The sequence below is a fragment of the Quisquiliibacterium transsilvanicum genome (genome assembly GCF_014202215.1).
GTDB classification, from domain to species: Bacteria; Pseudomonadota; Gammaproteobacteria; order Burkholderiales; family Burkholderiaceae_E; genus Quisquiliibacterium; species Quisquiliibacterium transsilvanicum.
The window spans coordinates 571,248-583,522 of sequence record NZ_JACHGB010000001.1 but is presented as its reverse complement, the minus strand read 5'-3'; the positions used below and the strand labels follow the sequence as shown (position 1 = coordinate 583,522).

The following is a 12,275-nucleotide window of genomic DNA, read 5'->3' as shown; positions in this document are numbered from 1 at the left end:
GCGCGGCTCAGCGCCGGTTCACCAGCCAGATCCCGATCGCCACGCCGGCCAGCGCCACCGCCAGGCCGGGCGTGAGTTCCTCACCCAGCAGCAGCACGCCGAAGCCGAGCCCGAACACCGGGGTCAGGAAGGTGAAGGACGACACCCGGGTCGCCGGGTAGTGCCTGATCAGCCAGAACCAGCCCAGGTAGCTGGCAAACGCGACCACCGCCGACTGGAAGACGATCGATCCCAGCGCGAGCGTGCCGGGTGGCCACGCCATTGTTTCGCCGCTGAGGCCGGCGCCCGCCAGCAGCACCGGGGCGGACACCGCCAGTTGGTAGAAGAGGGTGCGCTCTGGGCTCGTCTGCGCAAGCGAGGTCGCGCGGATCGTCAGCGTGGTCGCGCCCCAGAGCAGGCCCGCGAGCATCGCCAGGCCGTCGCCGAGCCACTGCTGCGGGGCGCTCGCCGCCAGGCCCTCCCTGAACGCGAAGGCCACCGAGACGAAGGCCGCGCACAGCCCCACGACCTGCCGGCGGGTGGGGCATTCGGCGGGCGAGATGAACGGCATGCCGATCGCGACAACGAAGGGCGCCAGGTAGAGGAAGACCACCAGGCGCGAGGCGCTGGTGTACTGCAGCCCGATGTAGAGGCAGACGAATTCCAGGCCAAACAAGACGCCAGCGGCGATGCCGGGCCAGCCTGTGCCGTCACGCGAGAGCAGCACGATTCCCCGGTGCGCCGCCAGGGCCCAGAGCAGCGCGGCGGCGATCGCCGAGCGCAGCCCGGCCTGCATCAGCGGCGGCACGTCCGGCAGCGTGAGCTTCACCACCACCTGGTTGACGCCCCAGATCGCGCAGCAGACGAGGATCAGCGAGATCGCGAGGCCGTCCAGGCGGGTGCGCCGCGCGGCGTAGCTGGCCGGCTGCATCGGCGGATCAGCGCTTCGCGTACTGCGCCGCGCCGAACAGCGCGTTGCGCGCCTGGTCGTCGATCGCGGCGCGGCGGCGCTCGGCCAGCACCTCCACTGCTCGCCGGACCGCCGGGCGAGCCGCGATCGCATCGTGCCAGCGCTGCACGCCGGGATGCTCCGCCAGGTCGATGCCCTGGCTGGCATGCGAGCGCGCCCAGGGCCAGATCGCCATGTCGGCGATCGTGTACTGCCTGCCGGCGACGAAGGCGCCGGTCTTCTCCAGTTGCCGCTCGAGCACCCCATACAGGCGCCGGGCTTCGCTAGTGTAGCGGTCGTAGGCGTACTGCACCCGCTCAGGGGCGTAGAGGCGGAAATGATGCGCCTGGCCGAGCATGGGCCCGAAACCGCCGACCTGCCACATCAGCCACTGCAGGACCTCGAAGCGTCCCCGGTCCGAGCGGGGCAGGAAGCGGCCGGTCTTGCCCGCCAGGTAGAGCAGGATGGCGCCGGACTCGAACAGCGCGATCGGTGCGCCTCCGGGGCCGTCGCCATCGACGAGGGCCGGAATCTTGTTGTTGGGGCTGATCGCGAGGAAGTCGGGCGCGAACTGCCCGCCTGCGCCGATGTCCACCGGGTGCACCGCGTAGGGCAGGCGGCACTCCTCGAGCATGATGTGGACCTTGTGCCCGTTCGGTGTCGGCCAGGTGTACAGATCGATCATCGAGGGACTCCCGCACCGTCGGCGGCGGAACGCTTGCGCCGGCTCGAACGGCAGGCCGGAATGGGCAGAGGGGCCGCGCCGGAGCTGCGTCCGGCGCGGCCCCGGGGCGTCACGGTGATCCGTGCCGCCCCGGTGCGCAGGCTCAGGAGCCGCGCGTGATCGGCATCTCGACCTTGTCGACGCCGCCCGGGATGGCCAGATGCTTGGCCAGCTCGATCTTGGCGATCGCGTTGCGATGCACCTCGTCCGGACCGTCGGCGATGCGCAGCGTGCGCTGGTGGCAGTACAGGCTGGCCAGCGGGAAGTCCTGGCAGACGCCGCCGCCGCCGTGGGCCTGGATCGCCCAGTCGATGATCTGCGTCGCCATGTTGGGGGCGATCACCTTGATCATCGCGATCTCGGCCTTGGCCACCTTGTTGCCGACGGTGTCCATCATGTAGGCGGCCTTCAGCGTCATCAGGCGGGTCTGGTCGATCATGCAGCGCGCCTCGGCGATGCGCTCGTGCCAGACCGACTGCGTCGACACCGCCTTGCCGAAGGCCACCCGCGAGGACAGCCGCTTGCACATCAGCTCCAGCGCGCGCTCTGCGGCCCCGATCGAGCGCATGCAGTGGTGGATCCGGCCCGGTCCGAGGCGGCCCTGGGCGATCTCGAAGCCGCGGCCCTCGCCGAGCAGGATGTTGCCGACCGGCACGCGCACGTTCTCGTAGATCACCTCGGCGTGGCCGTGGGGCGCGTCGTCGTAGCCGAACACGCTCAGCGAGCGCTTGACCGTGATCCCGGGGGTGTCCGCGGGCAGCGCGATCATCGACTGCTGCTCGTGGCGGCCGGCCTCGGGGTTGGTCTTGCCCATGAAGATGTGGATCTTGCAGCGCGGGTCCATCGCGCCGGAGGTCCACCACTTGCGGCCGTTGAGGACGTATTCGTCACCCTCTCGGCGGATGCTCGACTCGATGTTGGTGGCGTCCGACGAGGCCACCAGCGGCTCGGTCATCGCGAAGGCGGAGCGGATCTCGCCGGCCAGCAGCGGGTCGAGCCACTTGCGCTTGATCTCCTCGGAGGCGTAGCGCTCGAGGGTCTCCATGTTGCCGGTGTCGGGCGCCGAGCAGTTGAAGACTTCGGAGGCGAAGGGCACGCGGCCCATGATCTCGCACAGCGGCGCGTACTCGAGGTTGGACAGGCCTTCCGGCACCCGTGCGGAATGCGGCAGGAACAGGTTCCACAGGCCGGCGGCGCGGGCCTTCGGCTTGAGCTCCTCGATGACCTTGGTCGGCACCCAGGCGTTGCCCTTGGCGCGGTTGTCCTCGATTTCCTGGTGATAGCGGTCTTCGTTCGGGACGATGTACTCGTCCATGAACCCGATCAGCCGCTCGCGCATCTGCCTGACCTTTGGGGTGTATTCGAAATCCATCCTTGTCTCCTTCGCTCTCTGGTTGTCCGTTGATCGAAACCGTGTCAACTGCCGTGCCGAACCGCCGCGATCACTTGGCGCCGGCGCGCTGCGCGTAGCTCCAGGCCCGCTCGGCCAGCGGCCGCACGCGCTCCGCCGTGGCAGGCGCGTCCGCGTTGGACGCGGTGCCGTCGACCACCCGCTTGACGATGCCCTGCAGGATGGCCGCGAGCCGGAACATGTTGTACGCCAAATAGAAGTTCCAGTGTTCGAGGATCCGGTCCGGATTCCGGCCGGTGCGCTCACAGTACATGCGCACGTAGGTCTGCTCGTCCGGAATGCCCAGCGCCTCGAGGTCGAGCCCGGCGATGCCGCGGAACTGCTCGGGCGGAATGTGCCAGCTCATGCAGTGGTAGGAGAAGTCGGCCAGCGGATGGCCGAGCGTCGAGAGCTCCCAGTCGAGCACGCCGATCACCTTCGGCTGGTCCTTCGCGAACATCATGTTGTCCAGGCGATAGTCGCCGTGGACGATCGTGGTGTCCTCTCCCGGGGGGATGCTTGCGGGCAGCCATTCGATCAGGCGGTGCATCTCCGGAATCGGCTCGGTCTCGGAGATCTGGTACTGCTTGCTCCAGCGGCCGATCTGGCGGCCGAAGTAGTTGCCCGGGCGACCGAAATCCTCGAGGCCCACCGCCTTGTAGTCGACGTTGTGCAGCGCCGAGATCACGCGATTCATCTCGTCGTAGTGCGCGAAGCGCTCCTGCTTCGTCATGTCGGGCAGGCCCTGATCCCACAGCACCCGGCCCTCCAGACACTGCATCACGTAGAAGGCGCGGCCGATCACCTCCTCGTCCTCGCACAGGCAGTAGACCTCGGGCACCGGAACGTCGGTGGGGCCGAGGGCCTTGAGCACCTTGAATTCGCGCTCGATCGCATGCGCCGACGGCAGCAGCTTTGCCACCGGGCCCGGCTTGGCGCGCATCACGTAGCTGCGCCCCGGGGTGATCAGTCGGTAGGTGGGGTTGGACTGGCCGCCCTTGAACAGCTCGACGCTCAGCGGGCCCTTGAAGCCGGGCAGCTTGTCGCCGAGGAAGCGCTCGAGGGCGGCGGTGTCGAAGCGGTGCCGCTCGGGCACTTCCATCGAGCCGACGAAATTCTGGGTGTTCTCGGACAAGGGATCTCTCCTGTACTGGTATGGCTTGGGATCAGTGCGTGTCGCCGAAACGGGGCGCGCGCTTCTCCAGGAATGCGGTGATGCCTTCGGCAGCGTCGGCATGGAACAGGCTCTCGACGAAGTTGTCGCGCTCGTGTTCCAGGTGGGTGTCGAGCCGGTTCAGGCGAGCGGAGTCCGCCAGCCGCTTGATGCGGGCGAGCGCGCCCGCCGGGCCGGTGGCCAGCGCGCGAGCATGCTCCAGCGCCGCGGCCAGCGCCTGCCCCGGCGCGACCACCCGGTTGACCAGGCCCAGCGAATGCAGGCGGGCGGCGTCGATCGGGGCGGCGGTGGACAACAGCTCGAAGGCCAGCGGGTAGGGCAGGCGGCTGCCCAGGAAAAAGGAGCCGCCGCCGTCGGGGGTGAGCCCGATGCGCACGTAGGACATCGTGAAGCGCGCATCCTCGGCGGCGACGATCTGGTCGCAGGCGAGCGCAAGCGAGAAGCCGCCGCCGGCGGCAGCGCCCTCGACCGCCGCGATCACCGGGCGGTCGCTGGCGCGGATCGCGCGCACGAAGCCATGGAAATTCTCGATCGAGTCGAACTGGACCGAAGGATCCTTCCGGCGGTTCTCGAGCAGGCGGTTGAGGTTGCCGCCCGCGCAGAAGAAGCGTCCTTCGCCGACGATCACCACCGCGCGCACCGACGGTTCGCCTTCGATTTCCTGCAATGCGCGCACGCCGGTGGCGTACATATCCGGGTGCAGGGCGTTGCGTGCCTCGGGGTTGGAGATCGTCAGGACCAGCACCGGCCCCTGGCGTTCGACGAGCAGGCGGGCGGCCATCGGCTCAGTCCTCGTGCAGCAGCGACAGGCCGAGCTGCGCGCGGCGCTGCAGCCAGAGCCCCGGGCGGTAGCGCGGCTCGCCGGTGACGCGGTGCATTCCGGCGAGGATCTCGACAATGCGGCGCGGGCCGATCGCGTCGCCCATGGCCAGCGGGCCCATCGGGTAGCCCAGGCCGAGGCGCACCGCGACGTCGATGTCGGCGGGGGAGGCGACGCGCTGCTGCGCGATGTCGCAGCCGATCGCGACGATCATCGCCACCACCCGCTGCGCGACGAAGCCGGCGCTGTCGCGCAGCACGCCCACCTTCGCGCCGTCGGCCGCGAACAGCGCATGCGCCGCCTCGCGCACCGCGGCCAGCGTGGCGGGAGTGGTCATGATGGCGCGCCGCTTGCAGGCGCGCAGGCCGAACGGGAACAGGGTGTCGAGTGCGACGACGCGCGTGGCATCCAGCCCCTGCGCAGCGGTGCTGGCGTCCAGTCCCATCGGGGTGACCAGGATCAGCGAATCGGCGGCGGGCGCGGTGCCGTCATCGAGCGCAGCGCCCAGGCCCGAGACCAGTTCGCGCACCGCATCGCGCATCCCGCCCGGCGCCACCCAGACCCGCAGGCCCGCGGGCAGCGCAGGGGTGGGCGGCTCGGCCGGAGTCTGCTGCGCACCGCCGGCGTGGCGGTAGAAGCCTTCGCCGGTCTTGCGGCCGTACATCCCGGCGGCGACGCGCTGCGCGCCGATCACCGAAGGCTTGTAGCGCGGCTCCTCGTAGTACTGGTGGTAGATCGACTCCATCACCGGATGGGAGATGTCCAGCCCGGTGAGGTCCATCAGCTCGAAGGGGCCGAGCTTGAAGCCCTGGCCGCCGATGTCGACCTGTTCGCGCAGCAGCCGGTCGACGACCGGAACCTCGGCGACGCCCTCGTGCAGCACGCGCAGCGACTCCGGGCCGAAGCCCCGGCCGGCGTGGTTGACGATGAAGCCGGGGGTGTCCTGGCAGACCACCGGCGTGTGCCCGGCGATCCGTGACAATTCGACCAGGCGATCGACGACCGCGGAGGCGGTGCGCGGCCCCTGGACCACCTCGACCACCTTCATCAGCGGCACCGGATTGAAGAAGTGGTAGCCGGCCACGCGCCCCGGATGCTCGCAGGCCGCCGCGATCGCGGTGATCGACAGCGACGAGGTGTTGCTCGCCAGCACGCAGTCCGGGCCGACGATCTCCTCGAGCGCGATGAACATCTCGCGCTTGACGTCGAGCCGCTCGACGATCGCCTCGATGATCAGGTCGCAGCCGGCAAAGTCCTGTAGCGATGCGGCCGGCGCGATGTGACCCATTGCGGCCGCCGCCTGCTCGGGCGTGATGCGGCCCTTTTCGGCGAGCTTGCCGAAGGTGTCGCGCAGGTGGGCGATGGCGGCGTCCACCGCCGGCTCGTGCGCGTCGTACAGCACGACCGCATGGCCGCATTGGGCGTACAGCTGGACGATGCCGCGCCCCATGGCGCCTGCGCCGACGACGCCGATGCGGCTGAAGGGGGAATTCATGGGGAGGGCTCCTGTCGGAATCGAATTCGATCCGGCCGATTGTAATGGAGCCCTCCGGCCCTGCTGCTCAGCCGCGCCTGCGTCGCGCCGCGCTTCCGGAACCGGGCTGCGCGGCGATCCCCGCGCTTTCGATCTGCTCGCGCGAGACCAGCACCAGCTGGTCCTCGCTCGCGGTCACTGGAAGCCAGGCGAATTCCAGCGTGGGAAACGCCGCCTCGAAGTGCGCCGCCTCGTGGCCGATCTCGAGCAGCAGCAGGCCGCCGGGATTCAGGTGCCCGGGCGCGGCGGCGACGATGCGCCGCACCAGGTCCATGCCGTCCTCGCCGCCGGCCAGCGCACCGCCGGGCTCGGCCAGGAACTCGGGCGGCAGGCTGTCCATCGATTGCGCGTTTACGTAAGGCGGGTTGCACAGCACCAGGTCGTAGCGGCGCCCCGCGGCCGGTGCGAAGAGGTCGCCCTTCAGCAGGTCGACGCGCCCGGCGAGTCCGTACAGCTCCAGGTTCTCGGCGGCCAGCGAGAGCGCGTCTCCGGACAGGTCGGCAGCGTCGATGCTGGCTTCCGGGAAGCGCAGCGCCGCGAACACCGCGATGCTGCCGCCGCCGGTGCAGAGGTCGAGCACGGCGGACGGGCCCTCGGGCGGCAGCCAGTCGTTGAGGCTCTCCTCGAGCGCCTCGGCGATCAGCGAACGCGGCACCAGGGCCCGCGGGTCGGCGCGGAAGCGCAGCCCGCGCAGCCAGGCCTCGCCGATCAGGTAGGCGGTGGGCACGCGCTCGCGGCAGCGCCGGTCGATCAGCTCCAGCACCAGCCGCCGCTCGCGCGTCGTCAGCCGCGCGTCCAGGAAAGGTTCGAGCCGGTCGGGCGGCAGGTGCAGGCACCACAGCAGCAGCCAGACGGCTTCGTCCCAGGCGTTGTCGGTGCCCTGGCCGTAGGCGATGCCGGCCGCCTCGAAGCGGGTGCACGCATAGCGCAGGCAGTCGCGGATGGTCAACAGCTCGCGGGCCGCCTGCAGCGGGCCGGGCACCAGGCGCACCGTCGGCGGCACGGGGCCGCCAAGCTCGGGGGCGGGCGGTTTTCGCAAGGCCATCGTCAGCTCCCCAGCAGGCGCTCGAGGGTGCGCCGGTAGACGTTTTTCAGAGGTTCCAGCGCAGCGACCAGGATGTTCTCGTCGATCTTGTGGATCGTGTCGTTGACCGGTCCGAACTCGACGACCTGCGGGCAGACCGCCGCGATGAAGCGCCCGTCCGAAGTGCCGCCGGTGGTCGACAGCTCGGTCTTCACTCCGGTCTCGGTCTCGATCGCTGCGCACAGCGCGTCGGACAGGCTGCCGCGCGGGGTGAGGAAGGGCAGCCCGGACACGGACCACTGGATCGCGTAGTCGAGGCCGTGGCGCTCGAGCAGCTCGTGCACGCGCTGCTGCAGCCCCTCCACGGTGCTTGCGGTGGAGAAGCGGAAGTTGAAGTCGACCGCAAGCTCACCGGGGATGACGTTGGTGGCGCCGGTTCCGGCATGAAGGTTCGACACCTGCCAGCTGGTTGGCGGGAAGTACTCGTTGCCGCGGTCCCATTCGATCGACGCAAGCTCGGCGAGCGCCGGTGCGAACAGATGCACCGGATTGCGCGCCAGGTGCGGATAGGCGATATGCCCCTGGACGCCGCGCACCGTGAGCCGCGCGGACATCGAGCCGCGGCGTCCGTTCTTGATGGTGTCGCCCAGCGTGGCGACCGAGGTGGGCTCACCGACGATGCAGCAGTCCAGGCGCTCGCCGCGGGCGCGCAGCAGTTCGACCAGCCTGACGGTGCCGTCGGTGGCCGGGCCTTCCTCGTCGGAGGTGATCAGCAGCGCGATGGCGCCCGCGGGCACCGTTGACGCGCCGATCGCCTCCTCGACCGCCACCACGAAGGCCGCGATCGAACTCTTCATGTCGGCGGCGCCCCTGCCGTAGAGGCGGCCGTCGCGCTCGGCGGGCTCGAAGGGCGGCGAGGTCCACTGCTCCAGCGGACCGGTCGGGACCACGTCGGTATGGCCCGCGAACACCACGGTCGGCCCGGCGACGCCGCCGCGGCGGATGGCCCACAGGTTGGTGACGCCGCCGCTCTCGACCGTCTCGCAGGCGAAGCCCAGCGGCTCGAGGCGCCGGATCAGCAGCGCCTGGCAGCCGGCGTCGTCCGGGGTCAAGGAGGGGCGCCGGATCAGCGCTTCGGTCAGGTCGCGCACTGCGCTGGTCATGGGTTCGGTTCGCCGAAGGTGTTGAGGTAGACGGGATCGGAAAAGCCCACCAGCAGCCGCTCACCCGCCTCGAGGACGGGGCGCTTGACGAGCAGCGGCTCGGCGAGCAGCGCTTCGATGGCGCTGGGCTGGTCGACCACCTGGGCGCGACGCGCAGGCTCGAGCTTGCGCCAGGCGAGTCCGCGCCGGTTGAGCAGCGCGTCCCAGGGCAGGTGGGACAGCCAGCGCTCGAGCGTTGCGCGGTCGAGGCCGTCGCGGCGGAAATCATGGAAGCGCACCTGCACGCCGCGCTTGCGCAGCCACTGGCGGGCGCGCCTGACCTGGTCGCAGTTCTCGATTCCGTACAGGGTGGTGTCGACCATCAGATGTTCAGCAGGAACTCGGAGAAGCTTGCGCTGTCCGGCTCGCGCTCGGGGCGTGCACCGGGCAGCGTGGGAAGCGCTGCCGGCGCGGCGCCGGACGCGGGGGCCGGGTCGCTGCCGCCGTCGTTCTCGAGCAGCCACAGCAGGTTGGTGGGGGAGTCGGCGTTCGTGATGGCGTCCTCGCGCGAGATCACCCGCGCGCGCACCAGCCTCACCAGCGCCTGTTCGAAAGTCTGCGAGCCGGGCGCAAGGCTCTTCTCCATCGCGTCCTTCACTTCGGTGAGCTGGCCCTGCTCGATCAGTTCGGCAACGTGACGGGTGTTCAGCAGCAGTTCGACCGCAGGGATGCGCGCGCCCTGAGCGTTGCGCACCAGCCGCTGCGAGACGATCGCCCGCAGCGTGGCGGCGAGGTCGGACATCATCACCCGCCGGTTCTCGGGCTGGTAGAAGCTGATGATCCGGTTGAGCGCGTTGTTCGCGTTGTTCGCATGCAGGGTCGACAGCACCAGGTGGCCGGACTGCGCATAGGCGATCGCGGCGGACATCGTCTCGACGTCGCGGATCTCGCCGATCAGGATGCAGTCGGGGGCCTGGCGCATCGCGTTCTTCAGGCCGACCCCGAGCGAGTCGGTGTCCGTGCCGATCTGGCGCTGGTTGACGATGGAGCGCTTGTTGCGGAAGACGAACTCGATCGGATCCTCGAAAGTGAGGATGTGCCCGGAGCGCTTCTCGTTGCGGTGGTCGAGCATCGACGCGAGCGTGGTCGACTTGCCCGAGCCGGTGGACCCCACCACCAGGATCAGGCCGCGCTTCTCCATCACGAGCTCGGAGAGCAGCGGCGGCAGGTTCAGGCTCTCCAGCGCCGGAATGTCGCTCGGGATGTAGCGCACCACGCAGGCCGGCGCGCCGCGCTGGCGGAACACGTTGATCCGGAAGCTGCCCACGCCGCGCAGGCCATAGCCGGCGTTGAGCTCGCGCCGCTCGAGGAACTCTTGCCACTGGCGCTCGGTGAGGATCTCCTGCAGCAGGCGCTCGACTCCGTCGGCGTCCAGCTTCTGCTGGTTCACCGGGATGCTCATCCCGTTGATCTTGATGTGGATCGGGGACCCGGGGGCAAGGAAGATGTCCGAAGCCTTCTTCTCCGCCATCAACGAAAACAGCCGATCCATCACCATGTGCGCTCTCCCGGGGTATGCATGAGCCCGCGCGGGCTCATCCGCCCCGCGGCAGGTCGTCGGCGCCGATGTTCACACGCGCGCGCGTCGCGGCGGCCCGGCGGCCGATGAACGCGCGGGCCGGGGCAACGGTCGGCGCCAGGGCGCGCGATCCGCCACGGGCGCGGCCGGGTGCGGTGGCGTCGGGAGGGCTCATGCGCCGGCGCGCTCCGTGGCCTGGACGAAGCTGCGAATGCGTCCGGCCGCCTCAAGGCAGCGGGCCAGTGGCTCGACGAGGGCGAGGCGGATGAAGCCGCTGCCCGGGTTGCGCCCGTCGACCTCGCGCGCGAGGAAACTGCCCGGCAGCGCCAGCACGTTGAAGCGGCGGTAGAGCTCCCGCACGAAGGCCTGGTCGTCGCCGCCCGGAACTTTCGCCCAGAAGTAGAAGCCCGCCTGCGGGCGTGCGGTGTCCAGCACGCCCTCGAGCAGCGGCGCGAGCGCATCGAATTTCTCGCAGTACAGCCTGCGGTTCTCCGCGACATGCGCCTCGTCGTTCCAGGCGGCCAGCGAGGCCGCCTGCACCGTGGGGCTCATCGCGCTGCCGTGGTAAGTGCGATACAGGCGGAACGCGCCGATCAGGCGCGCGTCGCCAGCGACGAAGCCCGAGCGCATCCCGGGCGCGTTCGAGCGCTTGGAGAGGCTGGAGAAGGCCACCAGTCCGCGGTAGTCGTGCCGGCCCAGCGCCTGCGCAGCCTCCAGCGAGCCCAGCGGCGGAGCGTTCTCGTCGAGGTAGATCTCCGAGTAGCACTCGTCGGCGGCGATCGCGAAGCCGTGACGGTCGGCGAGCGCGAACAGCAGCCGCCATTCGTCCAGCGGCATCACCGTCCCGGTGGGATTGCCGGGCGAGCACACGTAGAGCAGCTGGGTGCGCGCCCAGACCTCATCGGGGACCGCGCCCCAGTCGCAGCGCAGGCCCTTCTCGGGCGACTGCTCGACGTAGTGGACGCTGGCGCCGGCCAGCAGCGCGGCGCCCTCGTAGATCTGATAGAAGGGGTTGGGGCAGACGACCACTGCGCCCGCGCGCGGGTCGATCACCGTCTGCGCAAAGGCGAACAGCGCTTCGCGCGAGCCGTTCACCGGCAGCACCTGGGTCTGCGGGTCGAACGCATCGAGGCGATAGCGGCGGCGCAGCCAGCCGGCGATTGCCGCGCGCAGCTCGGGCCCGCCCGCGGTGGCGGGGTAGCTGGCCAGCCCCCCGAAGGCAGCGGCCATCGCGTCGGTGATCACCGGCGGGGTCGGGTGCTTCGGTTCGCCGATGGAGAGGTTCACCGGCGCATGGCCGGCATCGGGCTGCACGCCCGCGAGCAGCGCTGCCATGCGCTCGAAGGGGTAGGGCTGAAGTTTTTCGAGGAGCGGGTTCAAGGCGCGGTTCCGACCGGAGGTTTGATGGGGCGCGAGCGCTCAGCCACGAATGCTCCTACCGCCTTCCATGGCGTCGAGCTCGACCCGGGGCGCAGGCTTCCAGCCGCGCTTGCGGTGCTCGGCCACGACCGTGGTGAAGATGCCGCCGCGCACGTACCACTTCGCAGTGAGCCTCATGAAGCGCGGCTTGGTCGCTCCGGCCAGGTCGCCCAGGATGCGGTTGGTGACCGCCTCGTGGAAAGCGCCCTCGTCACGGAAGGACCACATGTAGAGCTTGAGGCTCTTGAGCTCGAGGTTGCGCTTGTCGGGTATGTAATCGATGGTGATGGTGGCGAAGTCCGGCTGGCCGGTCAGCGGGCACAGGCAGGTGAACTCGGGCACCTCGATGTGGACGCGATAGTCCCGCTCCGGGTTCGGATTCGGGAAGGTTTCGATGGTCTTTGACGGAAGCGAAGGCATGGCGGGCGGCAGAAGTCGGGGGGCCGGCGCCCGGCCGGCGGGCATGGCCTGGAATCGGAAGCGTCTCGGGCCTGGCAGGCCGGCGGGGCGCTCGGGAGCGGGTGATATTATAGGGACCCCG

At 70.0% G+C, this 12,275-nt stretch carries 13 protein-coding genes; all 13 read right to left on the bottom strand.

Features of this window, described 5'->3' with window-relative positions:
* Window positions 1-7: 7 nt before the first annotated feature.
* Window positions 8-910, bottom strand: coding sequence for a DMT family transporter (locus HNQ70_RS02640; protein WP_183963958.1), 903 nt, complete (start codon window positions 908-910; stop codon window positions 8-10).
* A gap of 7 nt (window positions 911-917) precedes the next feature.
* Window positions 918-1,613, bottom strand: a complete 696-nt coding sequence (locus tag HNQ70_RS02635) for a glutathione S-transferase N-terminal domain-containing protein (protein ID WP_183963957.1) — start codon at window positions 1,611-1,613, stop codon at window positions 918-920.
* 142 nt (window positions 1,614-1,755) lie between these two features.
* A complete protein-coding gene (locus tag HNQ70_RS02630) occupies window positions 1,756-3,024 on the bottom strand; it encodes an acyl-CoA dehydrogenase family protein (RefSeq protein WP_183963956.1) in 1,269 nt (422 codons plus the stop codon).
* 70 nt (window positions 3,025-3,094) lie between these two features.
* Window positions 3,095-4,144: a phosphotransferase gene (locus HNQ70_RS02625; protein WP_246434636.1), complete on the bottom strand. Its 1,050-nt coding sequence runs from the start codon at window positions 4,142-4,144 to the stop codon at window positions 3,095-3,097.
* Between the two features lie 64 nt (window positions 4,145-4,208).
* On the bottom strand, window positions 4,209-4,997 hold the full coding sequence (locus tag HNQ70_RS02620) for an oxepin-CoA hydrolase, alternative type (RefSeq protein WP_183963952.1): 789 nt from the start codon (window positions 4,995-4,997) through the stop codon (window positions 4,209-4,211).
* Between the two features lie 4 nt (window positions 4,998-5,001).
* Entirely contained in the window at window positions 5,002-6,531 is a 1,530-nt protein-coding gene (locus tag HNQ70_RS02615) for a 3-hydroxyacyl-CoA dehydrogenase (RefSeq protein ID WP_183963950.1), read from the bottom strand.
* Between the two features lie 67 nt (window positions 6,532-6,598).
* Window positions 6,599-7,615 (bottom strand): 50S ribosomal protein L3 N(5)-glutamine methyltransferase, encoded by a 1,017-nt coding sequence (gene prmB / locus HNQ70_RS02610; RefSeq protein ID WP_183963948.1) that lies wholly within the window; start codon window positions 7,613-7,615, stop codon window positions 6,599-6,601.
* Window positions 7,616-7,617: 2 nt separating this feature from the next.
* Window positions 7,618-8,757: a succinyl-diaminopimelate desuccinylase gene (gene dapE, locus HNQ70_RS02605; RefSeq protein WP_183963946.1), complete on the bottom strand. Its 1,140-nt coding sequence runs from the start codon at window positions 8,755-8,757 to the stop codon at window positions 7,618-7,620.
* The gene (locus HNQ70_RS02600) at window positions 8,754-9,119 is read right to left on the bottom strand and encodes an arsenate reductase (protein ID WP_183963944.1); all 366 of its coding nucleotides are present in this window, start codon (window positions 9,117-9,119) and stop codon (window positions 8,754-8,756) included. Before HNQ70_RS02600 ends, dapE begins: the two co-directional genes overlap by 4 nt.
* Window positions 9,119-10,294, bottom strand: coding sequence for a PilT/PilU family type 4a pilus ATPase (locus HNQ70_RS02595; RefSeq protein WP_183963942.1), 1,176 nt, complete (start codon window positions 10,292-10,294; stop codon window positions 9,119-9,121). Before HNQ70_RS02595 ends, HNQ70_RS02600 begins: the two co-directional genes overlap by 1 nt.
* Window positions 10,295-10,331: 37 nt before the next feature.
* Window positions 10,332-10,490, bottom strand: a complete 159-nt coding sequence (locus tag HNQ70_RS02590) for a hypothetical protein (RefSeq protein WP_183963940.1) — start codon at window positions 10,488-10,490, stop codon at window positions 10,332-10,334.
* Entirely contained in the window at window positions 10,487-11,695 is a 1,209-nt protein-coding gene (dapC, locus tag HNQ70_RS02585) for a succinyldiaminopimelate transaminase (RefSeq protein WP_183963938.1), read from the bottom strand. Before dapC ends, HNQ70_RS02590 begins: the two co-directional genes overlap by 4 nt.
* Before the next feature lie 39 nt (window positions 11,696-11,734).
* A complete protein-coding gene (queF, locus tag HNQ70_RS02580; RefSeq protein WP_183963936.1) occupies window positions 11,735-12,154 on the bottom strand; it encodes a preQ(1) synthase in 420 nt (139 codons plus the stop codon).
* Between the last annotated feature and the right edge of the window lie 121 nt (window positions 12,155-12,275).

What these genes read in the sequence shown, in the direction of transcription:
- HNQ70_RS02640 (WP_183963958.1), bottom strand. Translation starts at nt 910, where the DNA reads ATGCAGCCGGCCAGCTACGCCGCGCGGCGCACCCGCCTGGACGGCCTC.
- HNQ70_RS02635 (WP_183963957.1), bottom strand. Translation starts at nt 1,613, where the DNA reads ATGATCGATCTGTACACCTGGCCGACACCGAACGGGCACAAGGTCCAC.
- HNQ70_RS02630 (WP_183963956.1), bottom strand. Translation starts at nt 3,024, where the DNA reads ATGGATTTCGAATACACCCCAAAGGTCAGGCAGATGCGCGAGCGGCTG.
- HNQ70_RS02625 (WP_246434636.1), bottom strand. Translation starts at nt 4,144, where the DNA reads ATGGAAGTGCCCGAGCGGCACCGCTTCGACACCGCCGCCCTCGAGCGC.
- HNQ70_RS02620 (WP_183963952.1), bottom strand. Translation starts at nt 4,997, where the DNA reads ATGGCCGCCCGCCTGCTCGTCGAACGCCAGGGGCCGGTGCTGGTCCTG.
- HNQ70_RS02615 (WP_183963950.1), bottom strand. Translation starts at nt 6,531, where the DNA reads ATGAATTCCCCCTTCAGCCGCATCGGCGTCGTCGGCGCAGGCGCCATG.
- prmB (WP_183963948.1), bottom strand. Translation starts at nt 7,615, where the DNA reads ATGGCCTTGCGAAAACCGCCCGCCCCCGAGCTTGGCGGCCCCGTGCCG.
- dapE (WP_183963946.1), bottom strand. Translation starts at nt 8,757, where the DNA reads ATGACCAGCGCAGTGCGCGACCTGACCGAAGCGCTGATCCGGCGCCCC.
- HNQ70_RS02600 (WP_183963944.1), bottom strand. Translation starts at nt 9,119, where the DNA reads ATGGTCGACACCACCCTGTACGGAATCGAGAACTGCGACCAGGTCAGG.
- HNQ70_RS02595 (WP_183963942.1), bottom strand. Translation starts at nt 10,294, where the DNA reads ATGGTGATGGATCGGCTGTTTTCGTTGATGGCGGAGAAGAAGGCTTCG.
- HNQ70_RS02590 (WP_183963940.1), bottom strand. Translation starts at nt 10,490, where the DNA reads ATGAGCCCTCCCGACGCCACCGCACCCGGCCGCGCCCGTGGCGGATCG.
- queF (WP_183963936.1), bottom strand. Translation starts at nt 12,154, where the DNA reads ATGCCTTCGCTTCCGTCAAAGACCATCGAAACCTTCCCGAATCCGAAC.